The following is a 15093-nucleotide window of genomic DNA, read 5'->3' on the forward strand; positions in this document are numbered from 1 at the left end:
ATTGCGGGTAATTTAATTATTTTAAGTACAGGAGTGACGATGGTTGAAAAGCGAATTTGAATGGAAAGAGCAAATGGCCAAGTATAACGGAATCTTCACGGAGCCGCCCAAAAACGTACCTACGGACAAAGTGGTGGACGGCCCTTTAATTGGAAACGGTGATGTCGGAGTAGTGATCAGCGGATCGCCAGAACGGCAGCGTTTATGGATATCGAAGACCGACTTTTGGAAAGCGAAGCGGCTGTATCCGAACGGCAGTCCGTGCTTGCTCGGAGGAATCGATATTCATATACCTGCGTTGGCAAAAGCTTCGTATTACAGCGAACAGAGGTTGCTTGAAGCGGAAGTTGCATCGGTATTTCATAATGACGCGACATCGGTTTCCATAAACTACTCGGTTCCGGCTGGCGAAAATGTGGTAATCGTTGAGCTTTCTTGTGAGGGCGATGCATTACCGATTACGGTTGACTTGTGGGTACAGCAAGGGAATGAATCCAAGACGGAAGAGGGGCAGCAGGACGATGTTGTTTGGGTGTCTCGAAAGTTTAACGGCGCCGACCTCGATTGGACGACAGAAGGTGCAATCGCCATGCGCTGCTTGGGCGGCGGACGCGATTCACTCCTGTTGCAGCCGGGAGTAAAAACATATATCGTTGCATCTGTATTGACGAATCATAATGTTGAAGATTATCAGCTAGAGTCGGTTAGAAGAGCCGGACTTATGGACGTAAACCGAATTGAGATGCTTCATTCGGATCATAAACAATGGTGGAGCCAGTTTTGGGCAAAATCCGAGATTGAAATCGGCGATGATGTGCTGGAGAAGTATTGGTACGGCTCTCACTACATCATGGCTTGTTGCAGCCGCAACAAGGCGTTTCCGCCTGGTTTGTTCGGCAACTGGATTACGACAGACACCCCTGCCTGGGCGGGGGATTATCACTTGAATTACAATTACCAAGCCCCTTGGTGGGGAGTGTATTCGTCGAATCATATCGAATTGAGCGAACCCTACGATACGCCGTTGCGGGAATATATACCGAACGGACGTAAGTATGCCCAGCAATATTTAGGCGGTAAAGGAATCTATTATGATGTCGGTATAGGACCGAAAGGATTACCGACTGCCCTATCCTCTTCACAAGCAAGCATAAAATATGAGAACGGCCATTTATTTTTGGGGCAAAAAAGCAATGCAGCGTATTGCGCAATCAATATGCTGATGCGTTATTATTACTCTTATGATATGCAATACGCGAGTCAGGAGGCGTATCCGTTTCTGCTTGAAGTTGCCGATTTCTGGGAGGATTATTTGACGTTCGAAGGAAACCGATATGTCATATATCGTGATGCGATTCACGAAGTCCCCACTTTTACAGATTCACATCCTAACGATGAATGGTTGCGGGAGCTCGAGGAAAAAAATCCGATCCTCTCGTTAGCGCTAATTCGGGCAGTATTCAAAGGGCTGCTGGATATGTCCCATGAATTGAACCTCGATTCGAACCGGCAGGAAAAATGGTCGCATATATTGGAGCATATCAGCAATTTTCCAACGTACGAGCGCGATGGAAAAACGATATTTCGCTTAACGGAAGAAGGGCGAGATTGGTGGAATGATAATACGCTGGCCATTCAGCATATCTGGCCTGCCGGAGCGATCGGACTTGGCTCGGATCCGAAGCTGCTTGAAATAGCCAAAGATACGATTACTGTTTTGAACCGTTGGACGGATTATAATGGTTTTCCAACGATATTTACAGCCGCGGCCCGGGTCGGATACGATCCCGAAGTCATCTTGCGCGAGCTGCGTCGTCAGTGTCTTGAGCATAGCTATCCGAATCTGTTTATTTTCTTCGGTGGAGGCGGCATTGAGTGCTGCAGCGGTGTACCTTCGGCAATCAACGAGATGTTAATGCAAAGCCATGAGCATGTAATCAAGTTATTTCCCGCCTGGCCCCGTGGAAGAAACGCCCGCTTTACAAATTTAAGAGCCGTCGGAGCATTCGTGGTATCGAGCGAACTGGCAGATGAAAACGTAACTTACGTAGACATCATAAGCGAGAAAGGCAGGGCATGTAAAATCGTCAACCCATGGCCGATGGAGGAAGTTGTGGTTATGGAGAAATGCGGAGATATTCAAAAGAAAATCGATGCGCAGTTGTCGGGAGACATCGTTTCTTTTACTACGGAAGCAGGCAAGAGTTATAGGGTGAGTATTCATGTCAAAAATTAAAGAAGTACTTATTCTCCATCATAGTCACTTGGATGTTGGCTACACACACCCTCAGCCTGTCTTGCTTGAGCTGCAAAAGAAATATATCGATCAAGCGTTGCAGTTGTGCGAATTGACTGAAGATTGGGCTGAGGAAAATAAGTTTCGTTGGACGTGTGAGTCCAGTTATCCGGTACTTCGCTGGCTGGAAACAGCAAGCGAGCAGCAAATACGGCAAATTAGACATTACTTGCAGAACGGACAAATGAGTATCTCCGCTTCGCTCATGCATACGACCCCGCTTGTGACAGCTGAGCAAGCGGCTCGTATGCTGCAACCGATCAAGGAGATTCGCAGCCGCTTAGGTTATGAGATTAAGACCGTTATCCACCATGATGTGAATGGCCAGCCTTGGCCTTATAGCCAACTTCTGCTGGATGCAGGCGTAGAGTTTTTCATTATGGGCATTAATATTCACTTCGGGGGAATCCCTTTGACGAGGCCGATGGCTTTTCATTGGGAAACGCCGGATAAAAGAAAGCTGCTGACTTTTAATGGCGAGCATTACTCACTCTTTAGCCAAATCTGTAATGTGAACGCCCAAGATACGAATATTATGGCCGAGGGACTTACCCGATATTTGGAGAAAATCGACGCGAACCTGGACTATCCGTTTGATTTTATTTACTTGACCGCAACGAACATACCGCTTTATGACAACAATCCTCCCGACCAGGAGTTGGCTGGGTTAATCAAGCGATGGAACGGAGAAAACCGGGAACAGACGATATCGTTCGTAACGCCGGAGCAACTATATAAAAGGGTCAGAAAGCATGAGGAGAAATTACCCACTTATTCGGGCGACTGGACGGATTATTGGAATTTTGGTTCAGGCAGCTCGGCCAAAGAAACCAAGTTGAGTCGCCGCACGAAACAAGGAATGAAGACAGTGGAGTTCTTAAATGCTTTTCAGATAGAGCATGATCCGTCCTATATGCAAATGGAGAAGCAAGCCTGGGAACAAATTCATTTATATGATGAACACACATGGGGGGCTTTCAATTCCGTCACAGAACCGGATCATTTGAATGTGGACATCCAGTGGATGCATAAAGCGCACTATGCATATTTGGCAAACAGCTTGACTGGTTATTTGCTGGGAGTGCAGATGGAGAAATTAGCAGGTAATCCGCTACAATCGGAAGAACCCGAAGGGATTCTGGTACTGAATTCATCTTCGGTTCCTGTAAAACATGATATTCGCATCCCTTCAAGCTTTACCATGCGAGGAAGACATCTTAGCGCCGATCGAATCCGTCAGACACTGATGAATATTGAAGCTAACCATTCGGCGACAAGTTATGGAATCATTGAGCTGCCCCCATTCAGTTGGCGGAAGATTCCGCTCTACAGGCTGCAAGAAGCAGTGTCGTCAAAGGATATTACAGTTGACGCAGGGAGCATAGAAACCCCCTACCATAAGTGCCTCTTCGACCCTTCAACAGGAAGGATTTTGAGTCTGTACGATAAGAAGGCGGATTGGGAGGTGCTTGATGTATCCAGTCCCTGGAGTTTATTTCAATATGTGCAGGAATCGATCGATCCGACCTGCCAGGATAACCATCGCAGCACTTTTTTTCCTAGAGATGTGGAGAAGGGGAACAACAGCATCAGCGTATGGAATCATAGTTGGAAGGCCAGGAGGCAGACGCATACTGGAATGAAGTCATGCCACGTAGAGCGCAGTGCGCATTCAGCCACATTGGTTCTTCAGTTCGATGCGCCCGGCGTGGACGATCTGGATCAGAGGTTTACATTCTTTAGCTACCGCGCGGATATTGAAATGAAAGTCTCCTGTTATAAACAAGATATTACAACAGCGGAAGGTACTTATTTCGCGATTCCGCTAAACTTGAAACAATGGCGATGCCATTATGATACGGCCGGACAATTCGTCGAATTGGACGCCGAGCAGCTGCCCGGCGTATGCAGAGACTATATTACCGTAGATAAGAGTGTTTCGGTCTATGACGACTTACATGGGGTAACTCTTGTTTGCCCGGATGCACCGCTTGTGCAAGTAGGAGATTTTAACTTTGGCAAGGAGCAAAAGAGTATCCCAAGGCATCCGAATCCGCTTCTATTGACTTGGCCAATGAATAATTATTGGGATACCAATTTTCGAGCACGTCAACCGGGATTTGTTTCGTTCACTTATATGTTGACTACTTCTCATTCATTTGACCCTGCGGTTACAATGCAGACGGCTGTCGAGGCCGTATCCCATGTTGTCACTGTCCCTGTCATCGCCTGCAAGAAAGAGGAGGCGGGACAGTTTATGCAGATCAGCGGCAACGGGGTTCAGGTGTTCGATGTTAAGCCGGCCGAGGATGGAACAGGAGTTGTATTGCGCCTAGGCAACTGTAAGGATGAGCATGTAGACATGCGAATTCATTTTCCGAATAGACACATTAAAGCCGCTTACAACACGAATGTTCTGGAAGAAATTCAAACGGAAATAACTTGCATTCATAACGACACGATCGAGTTAGGCCTTGAGGCTAAACAAATGCTGCATCTTCTTGTATATGTTGAGAGCCGATGAACTGGCTTCATAACGTTTAAAGAACTTAGACATCTATGACTCACTACCCTAACGGTTTTCAAAAGATATTGAAAAAGCCCACATTCGGCCTATCTGGCTCGATTGTGGGTTTTTGGTTTAGTTAGATGAGGTCCTGTCCATTCTCATTTTCATTCTCTTTATAGATGGAGATCAGCACGATTGCCTTATCTTCACCTATATTTCTTACTAAATGTGGCGTACAAGCATTCCAACTAAAGGAATCACCTTCTCCAAATTCAGCTTTATCTTCCCCTTGTTCCGCGTAAATTCTCCCTTTAATGACCACATGGACCTCCTCGCCTTCATGTGCATGAGGAGTATTGCCAGTTGTAGAACCAGGAGGAAACTCTATAATCATCATCCGTACGTTCTTTGTGGAACTCAAGTGTTGCACTTTTAGATGTTCTGAACCGCTTGTAGTGATTGTCCGTTCGTCTTTCCGAACAATTTTCATTCGCTCTTCTTTCTTTAGAAGCAAGTAGGCAAGTGGCACTTTAAGTGCTTGAGCTATGTTTTCTAGTGTTGAGATGGACGGTGAGGTCTTATTCGTTTCAACCTGACTCATAAATCCTTGAGACAGGCCGGTTGTTTCGCATATTTGAGCGATTGTGATATTTTTTCGCTTCCGGATCGCTCGTATAGTGGAGCCAATATCCATCTAATCACACCTCTAGAATATTTGTAATACAAAAATTAATTTTATATTATCAATATTTATGTTGACAAGTCAATGCAATTCGTTTTAAATTACACATATAGAAATTATATTCTTATTACTAATATTTTTGGAGGGAAAAAAAGAATGACTAAAACAGCTTTTGTTTCCATTATCATGCGTGTGGTGTTAGGCATTATATTTGTATTTCACGGAGTGGATAAGTTTCAGGGAATAAGCAATGTAGAAGCTTGGTTCAGTTCGATAGGTATCCCGGGAGTTTTAGCTTATGTTGTTGCAGCGCTTGAACTTATCGGCGGTATATTCTTGATCTTGGGGTTGTTTACTCGTTATGTATCAGGATTGTTTGTCATCCTACTCATCGGTGCAATTTTAACCGCGAAATTATCGGCTGGACTTCTTGGTAACGGTCAAATGGCTGGTTATGAGCTGGATCTTGGATTCATCTTGGTCTCGTTGTATCTGGTTGTTGCCGATCGATCACCGTTCTCTGTTGACGGTTTTATTATGCGCAAGCGTAGTGAATAACTTACATCATGGAGGAAACTAAGATGAATTCGAAATATCAATATGACGTTCACTTTCCGGTTAAACTGGAGCAAGGAAAGAAATATCCGACGATATTCACCTTCCACGGCAAAGGATCGAATGAACGAAATATGTTCGGTTTGGTCGCTCCATTGGCTGAAGATTTCATCATCATTGGGATTCGCGGTAATTTGCCGCTGGGTGCGGGATTCCAATATTACGATTTGAAAAGCCTTGGAAACCCAATTCGAGAGATGTATGATCAAGCGGTTAAAGATCTCGAAGCATTCATTCATTATGCGACTGAGGAGTATCCAATCGATCCTGATAAACGTTATTTGCTCGGCTTTAGCCAAGGTGCTATCCTGTCTATGACGCTTGCACTTACAATGGGAGATCAATTAAAGGGAATAGTAGCTTTGAACGGATATATTCCTGAGTTTGTGAAAACGGAGTATTCACTTCGAAGTGCTAAGGATGTTTCCGTATTTGTCTCGCATGGAGAATTCGACTCCGTGTTCCCGGTTCGTATCGGGCACGAGACAGCTGCCTATTTAAAAGACCAGACGGAGCGTTTAACTTTCAAACTATATCCGACCGACCACGGCGTTTCTGAAGAGAACCAGCTTGATTTTATAAAGTGGATTAATAAGGATGCCGAATCAAACATAAATAAGGAGTGAGATCACATGATGCCATCCTATTTTTTCGCGCACGGTGCACCATCAATCGTGCTCGATGATAACGAATATACAATGTTGCTTAAGCAATTTAAAGAGCACACGCCAAGACCGAAAGCTATTGTTCTCTTCTCCGCTCATTGGGAGGAATCGATACAGACGGTTAGCGCCGCTAAAACTTATGAAACCATTTATGATTTTGGCGGGTTCCAAGATGAGCTTTACCAGATGACTTATCCGGCACAAAGTGACCGATCGTTAGTAGATCAGATTCAAAACTTGTTTACAAAGCATGGTGTTGAGAACGTTCAGAATGAAAAAAGAGGTTTGGACCACGGGGCTTGGGCTGTTCTAAAACTACTGTATCCGGATGCAGATATTCCGGTCGTAGCGCTATCCGTAAATCGTTATCTATCTAATGAACGGCAGTATCAAATCGGCAAGGCATTAGCGGAACTTCGCGAGCAGGATGTTCTTATCATCGGAAGCGGTGGGACCGTTCATAATTTAAGAAAATTGAACTGGCGGTCGGAGGGAATTGACGAGTGGGGGGAACAATTCGACAACTGGATTCAAAGTAAGCTGGAGTCATGGGATACCGAAGCCCTGTTTCAATACCATGAGCTTGCTCCCCATGCCCAAGAGGCCGTACCGACGAGTGAACACTTCATTCCGCTTCTTCTCGCCATGGGAGCAGGTGACGTCAACCGTGACGCGAAACTACTTCACCGCAGCTACCAATACGGTAACCTAAGCTTAAGCTGCTGGCAATTTAATTAAGATGAAATGAAAGAGGGCGGATCGGATGACATCCGCATTTAAGACGGCGGCGGAGAGGACGATAATATTCTCCATTGCCGCTGTGTATATTGCGTTGCAAGTGGTGCAGCTTGAGATGCTGGTCTTTCTGCTCGGTGGATTGGTGTTTGCTGCAATCGTCTTACTGTTGCCAAAACTGAAGGGAATGACGTTTTGGCTCACGATTTTCTTTGTGACTGTAGGCGTTGTCCTTCTTGCGCTTCAGAAAGCAGATGCTAGGATTTGGTTCGAGTCGGCTGGAATAAACGTGACCATTGTAACGCTTTTCCTATTCGCCCCGTTGTTCGGGATTCCAGTTCGTATTCCTGAATACGTTAAGACCTTGAAGAGGTTTTACGAAGCTAACCTGCACAGCAAGACCACTCTATTCTTGGGAACGCAGCTGCTCACTCAAATCATGGGCGTATTTATCAATGTGGGTTCGATACCGGTTGTATATCAAATGGTCTTTATTAAACCGCAGCCCGGTATGAGCCGTTTGCTTGCAAATGCGCTCAACCGAGGTTTTGCGGGAGCGATTCTCTGGTCACCTTATTTCGCTGCCATGACACTTGTGACTTCAACTTTAGGACTGTCCTGGTCGACCGTTCTGCCCTATATGCTTGGATTGGCCATTCTTAGCCTCGGTATAAGCTGGGCAGTCGATTTTCGGGAATTGCGTGACGCTAGTCTAGATGAATTTGAAGAGGCGGTAGACAAAAAGGAGAACTCGAATTTTCCTGTGGGACTCGGAATGTATTTAATAGGCGCCATTATTGTTATCTTAACCATGGAACGTATGATTAAGCTGCCAATGGTCTTATTAATCTGTATGGCTGCAGTAGCTTTCCCTTTGTTATGGTGCCTTATAAAGGGGACCATGACCATATACAGAGAAGGAATTAAAAATCATGTAACAACCACTTTGCCGGCTTTGCAGAAAGAGATCACGCTTTTTCTGGCCGCCGGCTTTTTCAGTGGCTCAATTGGGATTACGAACTTCGGCACAAAGGTTCCGAATTTGCTTGACTTTGTTCCAATGCCGATTTCCTTCACATTCACGATATTAACCGTTCTTTTGATTGCAAGCACTTCATTAATTGGTCTCCATCCAATCGTGCCAGTGACTATGCTTGCTGGAGCCATTGATCCCGTGAGCGTGCAAATCAGCCCTACTTATTTTGCGGTGCTGCTGCTTGGAAGCTGGGCTTTGTCTAATCCCATCTCGCCGGCTTCGGCTGTAAACAACTTGCTGTCCGGTTTACTAAAGAAATCAGTGTTTGAGATAGCCGCACCGAATTACAAGTTCGCCGGCTGTATGGCGCTCAGTTTGATCATTTTTTTAATGGTTGTGGTGAGGTATTAAAACAATAACAAGCTAATATTGAACTGACATATCATTTTCATGATCTATTTCTTGCCCCAGCTGCAGTCTGTATTCACTCAAGGACATACCAAAATGCTTTTTAAATCGCGTGTAAAAATAATTATTTCTCTCTAGTCCCACCTTGTCGATAATGGATGTTAAAGGCAGTTGCGTATTGCGCATATATTCGTCCAGCTTTTGCATTCGCGAGTCGAAAATATACTGCGCAATAGACTGCCCATGTGCTGTTTTGAATATATGGCCGACATAGTTCGATGATAGCCGTAGTTTTTCGGCGATAGAGCTGAGGCATAATTCTGTGTTGGAATATTCCTGCTCGACAATTCCGATAATGCGTTGTACCAGCTGGTCATTACTATTGGCTGTATTCCTAAGGACGGCTACCTTATAGCATAGCTTCTGTAAAAACGAATCCATCACGCTGTCTATATCTGTACTCACCTCTGCATTTTGTATCCCGCGCAAAAACTCCTGTAGCGTTAAATCCTGACTATCCTTTACAGCAGGCATCTTGCTTAAAACACTGGAGTAAATGCTGTAAATCAAATGAACAATGCAATACAAAATTTCATCGTACGAGTATTGATATAACATGGGGCTGATTGTTTGATAGATTGCAGCAGCAGATTCATAATTGCCCTCGACCACTTTCTCAACCAGCTGCTCCTCTTTCTTGACGGGTATGTGAAAATTATCCGTGTTGATTTCATCCATCATGTATGGAGTAATAATACTGCCATGTCCGTAGCGCATCTTCAACAGAATGGAGCCCTTCATATTATTGTACATGCTAGGCAAATGCTCGAGCCCTCGAAACATCGTGCTGTACGCCATTGATAAAGAAATACGGATATATTTAAGTGTATTACTTTGCACCTCGCACAAATAACGCTCTATTTTCTCCTGCAGCACTTTATATTGGGTTACTGTGGAACAATCCATAAGCACTACGAATTTATCGGGTTCACTGCTGAAGATTTCGCACACACCATATTCCTCTGCCAGTTCTGTTGCGATATTCACAATAGCATAACGTAGCGCCCATCGTTCCTTCTGGCTGTTCATAGATACAAATTGGCTGTAATTATCGATTTTTATGAGACACATGCACAGCTGACTGGTGGCGATATAATCCAGATTGATGTCATGCAGTTTCTCGAGCACTTTGTCTATGGGGTGTGTGGTACTATCACTTAATAATGCATTGAGAAAATCTTGTTTGACAGCATAACCTGCTTCATGAATTATTTTATCAAGCTGTTGATTTTTCTCCTTCATAGATTCGAATACAGACAAAATAAATTGAAATTCTTCCATTCTCGAAACGACGGCATCGTTTTTTTCGGGAGCTTCGCCGTTCATAATTTTCGTAATCGTTTGAATCGGATAGTTCAATCTCCGAGCCAAATACAAACAAATTACTGCACAAATTATGAATACAACAACTACGATACCCGCAGACACAAATGATGCCTTAATTACATCTTTAAAAGTTTCTTTTACAGGGGTAACGCCCATGATGTACCAGTTGTTTGCATTACTTTTACTGCTTGATACAAGATAGCTGATTCCACCTATTTCTCGTATCTGATTATTGCTCCTATCGAGTTCATGCGCTTGCTGGCTTAATGCGCGTGTTTCACTCCTATTATGTTCAAGCTCTGGCGTGAGCGTCTTACTTAGAATAGAGCCATTCGAATCAACGACTAAAAAAGACGATTTTGTTTCAGGGCCATTGCCATTGATGGCTTGAATAGAATCTGTAAGCGCTTTCGTGCGGATGTTGACGACAATAGCATTTTTCAAGCCAGTTGAAGTCTCTCCCGGTTCGAATAATATATAGGAGCATGTACCAGCCGATTGCGTTTCTTCATCTATAGATGTCACAATAGGTCGGCCACGATACTCAGCTACAAAATTTTTATCGGTTAGCAACGCTACAATCGCCTGATCTGAGAATGTAGATGCTGATTGGCGTTCGCCACTCCTTGAAGAATAGAACAAATCCGCCCCCGCATTGAAAAGATAAACGCTTTCGATATCTTTTAGTGTCAGAAAGTGCTTGTCAATGACCTTGCTTGCCGAAATCGCCACGAGCTCATCATTTTTCTTCATATTAATAAATTGGATAATATCTTTGTCGCTGTACAGCGCATTTCCTAATTTCTTTGCAGTCTCATCTAGGTAGGTAATACTATAATTGTAATGCTCAATCAGCTCATGATTGAAGCGGTTAATCATTGAAATACTCGTGCGCAAATAAGTAATGGTCAAGAAAACAGTAAGCAACACAGTGATGAGGATCGTAATAATCAGAAAGGAGAAAAACGATTTGCGCAGAAAGCTCGTACTGCTTTTTTTTATTACCCTCGGTAGCTTCATAGTGACCCCCTAGTTCATACGACTTCGATTTTCTATGTATTTATAATCGTTATCATAATAGCATGATAATCCATATAGCGTCACCGATTAATAACTCTTTATAGATTTCATTAGTTTTTAGAGATGGCTTGTGTCGAAAAACTAAGAGAATGATGGTTTTGTTTGTTGAGGAAGCCCCTCCCTCTAACTACACTAAAAGTAGAAATACATTTCATGCAAGGAGAGGGGTGAACTAAATGAAACTAATTGCAAAACCAATTGCAAAACCAATTCATAACAGAACATTGCGCAGCGTACGTAAACAATTTCCATTCTATCTAATGATGTCACCCGGTCTACTATTTATTGCCGTCATGTGTTATATCCCAATGGGCGGTGCTATGATTGCCTTCAAAGATTACAACCCTCGTAATGGGATATTGGGAAGTCCCTGGATGGATCCGCTGTTCAAAAACTTCGAATTTTTCTTTAAATCCGAAACAGCGAGAATTGTTACGTTCAATACACTTTTCTACAATATCATAGAAATGGTTGCCGTTACCCTCGGTGCACTTGTATTGGCTATTCTATTAAGCGAAGTAAAAAATAAATTTCTCTCCGCCACCTATAAAGGTTCGATATTGCTGCCAGTCTTCCTTTCATGGATTGTAGTCCAGTATATTGTGTTCGGCATGCTCAGTGTAGACCGAGGCATCGTCAACAATCTCATTTCTTCAAATGGTGGAGATGCCGTTTACTGGTACAGTGAGCCTTTCTATTGGCGCTTTATCATTCCCTTTGCCTATCTGTGGAAAAATATCGGTTACTATTCCGTATTGTATGTAGCAGCGATCGCAGGGATTAATACTGATTATTATGAAGCTGCCCAATTGGATGGCGCTTCGAAGTGGCAGCAAGTCAAATATGTTACACTGCCGCTTCTGAAACCGATTATTATTGTTCTCTCTCTGCTATGGGTTGGCAAGCTGTTCAATGGCGGATTAGGAGACTGGAACGGATTCTATACCCTTTCCAATGATTCAGGGGCACTATATGCAGCAACAGATGTTATCGACACCCTTGTATTCCGCTCGCTGAAAAAGCTGAACGACTACGGCATGTCGTCTGCAATTGGTTTATATCAGGCAGTAGTTGGCTTCGTTCTTGTCCTGGTTTCTAACTATATTATTAAAAAAACAGACCCCGACAGCGCCTTGTTTTAATCGATCAGCGTAGAGAAAGGGAGGGATTTTCATTTTAGCAAGAAATTTTCACGTGTCAAAAGTTGTGATTCATCTCATTTTCATTGTATCAGCACTAGCCTGTATCATTCCGCTGCTATTGGTTGTATCGATATCGTTTACAGCTGAAAAGTCGCTTATGATTGACGGATATCATTTTTGGCCCAAAGTGTTCGATACTGCATCTTATCGATATGTATTTAGCGGAGCAGGCTCGATTGCGAATGCATACGCCGTTACTTTCTTTGTAACCGCTGTCGGTACACTGCTGCATTTGTTTGTTACTTCCATGCTGTCGTATTCGTTGACGCGTCCAGAAGTTACATTTCGCAATGCACTCACTTTGTTCGTGTATATTCCGGTGCTGTTCAATGGCGGACTTGTTCCACAGTACATTTTAATCACGCGATATCTGCATCTTAAGAATACGATCTGGGTACTCATTGTCGTCTACCTTGTGTCAGCAATTAACGTGCTGATCATGAAAAACTTTTTCCGATCGATTCCGAATTCCTTGTTCGAGTCTGCACGCATAGACGGCTCAGGTGAAATTCGTACTTTTTTCAGTATTGCACTTCCGCTTTCTAAACCGTCACTAGCGACTATCGGTCTGTTCACAGCGATTTCCTACTGGAATGACTGGATGACCGCTTCATTGTACATCGAATCGCCGAAGTTGCACACCTTACAATATTTGCTGCAATCTTTAATGAACAATATTGGCTATTTACAAGCCAATGCAGCAGCCTCAAAATCTATGGAAGCCGCTATCGGCATGCTTCCTAGTGAAGGAGCACGGATGGCTACCTGTGTACTTGCCATCGGTCCGATTATATTACTATATCCTTTTCTACAAAAGTATTTTGAAAAAGGCTTAACAATAGGTGCTGTAAAAGAGTGATTTTACAGAAATCTAGGTGAAAATAAAATTGAAAATTTAGGGGGAGAACAATGAAAAAATTTTCTATGATGTTGATCAGCTTAACTCTGCTTCTCACGATGATCCTGTCTGGCTGCACGAAGGCTACACCAAACGCTAATGGCGATCCTACGGCTCCACCAGCTGATACTAAAAATGCAGAAAAAGAAAAGGAAAAAGAAAAAGAAGAACTCGTTGAACTTAACTTTTATATGATGAACGGCCCTGTCAATGATTTTGACCGTGTCATGAAGAAAGCTAACGAAATTATTGGTGAAAAAATCAATGCCAAATTGAATATGGTTCTTGTAGACGGCAGTACTTATGCAGATAAAATGAATCTGATGATCAATTCTGGCGACGATTGGGATCTTGCTTTCACAGCATTCTGGGGTGGAATTAATTTCTTTGGAAATGCTGCGAAAGGAGCCTATGCAGATTTAACTGACCTTCTTCCTGTACATGCGCCTGAAACGTTTTCCCGTATCCCTCAAGGACTATGGGATGGTGTGAAAGTAGACGATCGTATTTATGCCGTTGTCAATTATCAGCAATGGGGCGTTGCCAAGCGCAATGGCTTTATCTTCCGCGATGATATTCTTAAAGAAACGGGGTTTGACTGGAAAGCTGTAAAAGGCAAGCCAACAATTGAAGCTCTCGAAATGGTAGGACCATTCCTTGGTGAAGCGCTAGCTAAGCATCCTGATATGATTGGATTTGAAACTAGCTCTGTTAATAGCTTATTTGCCAATGAGCCGCTTTACTGGGATATGGAGCCTGTAGGTGATTTGCTAATTCCTGGATGGATCAATCTTAATGAATCGGACAAAGTTATCAACCAGTTTGAAACGCCTGAGTTCGCCAAATACGCAGAAATTATGCGTGACTGGTACAATAAAGGTTATGTGCGCAAAGATGGTGCAACGGTAAAAGATACGACTCCTGATCGTAAAGCTGGGAAATTTATCTTTGCAGCGAACTATGGCTGGCCTGATAGCATCGATCTTCCAGGTCAAGAGCTTGCTATGTCAATGACAGAATACAAAAATGCACCTGCTCAATCCGTATCGACTACTCGTACATTGATTGCAGCTGGAGCTGCCTCCAATGCAGCTATTGCTATCAATTCAGGTTCAAAAAACATTGAAAAAGCTTTGCAGTTAATTGAGCTGCTAAACACTGATGACGATCTGTACAAACTGATTACATTAGGTGAAAAAGACGTTGACTACACCTACAACGAAAAAGGTGACTTCACTCAAATTGAAGGCAAATACAATTTCAACTGGAATGAATGGCAAATCGGTCAATCCTTCAGCCCAACGTTCAACCGTGCTGATCATGCCGAAAATGCAGCTGGTGAGATGAAGAGAAAAGCACAGTCAATCGTTTTTGAAAATGATAAAACAGCAGATGTTTCGCCATTGTCAGGCTTTGTATTTGACCCGACTCCTGTAAAAACGCAAATTGCTAACGTTTCTTCCGTTATGACTGAGATGGTTCCAGCTATCAGTTCTGGTTCAATTGACCCGACTACAGCCGTGCCTAAATTTCTCGAGCGTTTGAAAACTGCTGGCGTAGATGACATCATCAAAGAAAAACAAGCCCAATATGACGCTTGGAGAAACAATTAATCTCACATTCCATAGTGAAGTCCGGTGT

General features: G+C 43.4%; 11 protein-coding genes. 9 read left to right on the top strand and 2 right to left on the bottom strand.

Going from position 1 to position 15093, the window contains the following annotated elements; genetic code table 11:
- Window positions 1–43: 43 nt before the first annotated feature.
- On the top strand, window positions 44–2236 hold the full coding sequence (locus AC787_RS01180) for a glycosyl hydrolase family 95 catalytic domain-containing protein (protein ID WP_054023115.1): 2193 nt from the start codon (window positions 44–46) through the stop codon (window positions 2234–2236).
- Complete coding sequence (locus AC787_RS01185) at window positions 2223–4820, top strand: glycosyl hydrolase-related protein (RefSeq protein ID WP_054023116.1); 2598 nt, start codon at window positions 2223–2225, stop codon at window positions 4818–4820. The genes AC787_RS01180 and AC787_RS01185 overlap by 14 nt, the downstream gene beginning before the upstream one ends.
- Before the next feature lie 121 nt (window positions 4821–4941).
- Here the strand turns inward: AC787_RS01185 and AC787_RS01190 are convergent, their stop codons facing one another.
- Window positions 4942–5499 (bottom strand): helix-turn-helix domain-containing protein, encoded by a 558-nt coding sequence (locus AC787_RS01190; RefSeq protein WP_054023117.1) that lies wholly within the window; start codon window positions 5497–5499, stop codon window positions 4942–4944.
- Between the two features lie 144 nt (window positions 5500–5643).
- Here AC787_RS01190 and AC787_RS01195 point away from each other — a divergent pair, with 144 nt between their 5' ends.
- The 4 genes from AC787_RS01195 to AC787_RS01210 are packed head-to-tail and all read left to right on the top strand — an operon-like array spanning window position 5644 to window position 8889.
- The gene (locus AC787_RS01195; RefSeq protein WP_054023118.1) at window positions 5644–6045 is read left to right on the top strand and encodes a DoxX family protein; all 402 of its coding nucleotides are present in this window, start codon (window positions 5644–5646) and stop codon (window positions 6043–6045) included.
- A 23-nt stretch (window positions 6046–6068) separates the two neighbouring features.
- Window positions 6069–6728, top strand: a complete 660-nt coding sequence (locus tag AC787_RS01200; RefSeq protein ID WP_054023119.1) for an alpha/beta hydrolase — start codon at window positions 6069–6071, stop codon at window positions 6726–6728.
- Window positions 6729–6734: 6 nt separating this feature from the next.
- Window positions 6735–7505: a DODA-type extradiol aromatic ring-opening family dioxygenase gene (locus AC787_RS01205; RefSeq protein ID WP_054023120.1), complete on the top strand. Its 771-nt coding sequence runs from the start codon at window positions 6735–6737 to the stop codon at window positions 7503–7505.
- Between the two features lie 25 nt (window positions 7506–7530).
- Complete coding sequence (locus AC787_RS01210) at window positions 7531–8889, top strand: hypothetical protein (protein ID WP_054023121.1); 1359 nt, start codon at window positions 7531–7533, stop codon at window positions 8887–8889.
- A gap of 12 nt (window positions 8890–8901) precedes the next feature.
- Here the strand turns inward: AC787_RS01210 and AC787_RS01215 are convergent, their stop codons facing one another.
- Entirely contained in the window at window positions 8902–11292 is a 2391-nt protein-coding gene (locus AC787_RS01215) for an AraC family transcriptional regulator (protein WP_054023122.1), read from the bottom strand.
- Window positions 11293–11528: 236 nt separating this feature from the next.
- On the opposite strand from AC787_RS01215, the gene AC787_RS01220 reads away from it, so the two are divergent.
- From AC787_RS01220 to AC787_RS01230, 3 genes are read left to right on the top strand one after another with little or no spacing between them, the layout of a single operon-like run.
- Window positions 11529–12494 (top strand): ABC transporter permease, encoded by a 966-nt coding sequence (locus AC787_RS01220; protein ID WP_054023123.1) that lies wholly within the window; start codon window positions 11529–11531, stop codon window positions 12492–12494.
- Between the two features lie 52 nt (window positions 12495–12546).
- On the top strand, window positions 12547–13413 hold the full coding sequence (locus AC787_RS01225; RefSeq protein WP_235560873.1) for a carbohydrate ABC transporter permease: 867 nt from the start codon (window positions 12547–12549) through the stop codon (window positions 13411–13413).
- A 50-nt stretch (window positions 13414–13463) separates the two neighbouring features.
- Entirely contained in the window at window positions 13464–15065 is a 1602-nt protein-coding gene (locus AC787_RS01230; protein WP_054023125.1) for an ABC transporter substrate-binding protein, read from the top strand.
- Window positions 15066–15093 lie beyond the last annotated feature (28 nt).

This window comes from Bacillus sp. FJAT-28004 (assembly GCF_001280845.1).
In the GTDB taxonomy this organism is placed as follows: Bacteria; Bacillota; Bacilli; order Paenibacillales; family Paenibacillaceae; genus Pristimantibacillus.

What these genes read in the sequence shown, in the direction of transcription:
- AC787_RS01205 (WP_054023120.1), top strand. Translation starts at nt 6,735, where the DNA reads ATGATGCCATCCTATTTTTTCGCGCACGGTGCACCATCAATCGTGCTC.
- AC787_RS01195 (WP_054023118.1), top strand. Translation starts at nt 5,644, where the DNA reads ATGACTAAAACAGCTTTTGTTTCCATTATCATGCGTGTGGTGTTAGGC.
- AC787_RS01210 (WP_054023121.1), top strand. Translation starts at nt 7,531, where the DNA reads ATGACATCCGCATTTAAGACGGCGGCGGAGAGGACGATAATATTCTCC.
- AC787_RS01190 (WP_054023117.1), bottom strand. Translation starts at nt 5,499, where the DNA reads ATGGATATTGGCTCCACTATACGAGCGATCCGGAAGCGAAAAAATATC.
- AC787_RS01230 (WP_054023125.1), top strand. Translation starts at nt 13,464, where the DNA reads ATGAAAAAATTTTCTATGATGTTGATCAGCTTAACTCTGCTTCTCACG.
- AC787_RS01200 (WP_054023119.1), top strand. Translation starts at nt 6,069, where the DNA reads ATGAATTCGAAATATCAATATGACGTTCACTTTCCGGTTAAACTGGAG.
- AC787_RS01185 (WP_054023116.1), top strand. Translation starts at nt 2,223, where the DNA reads ATGTCAAAAATTAAAGAAGTACTTATTCTCCATCATAGTCACTTGGAT.
- AC787_RS01215 (WP_054023122.1), bottom strand. Translation starts at nt 11,292, where the DNA reads ATGAAGCTACCGAGGGTAATAAAAAAAAGCAGTACGAGCTTTCTGCGC.
- AC787_RS01220 (WP_054023123.1), top strand. Translation starts at nt 11,529, where the DNA reads ATGAAACTAATTGCAAAACCAATTGCAAAACCAATTCATAACAGAACA.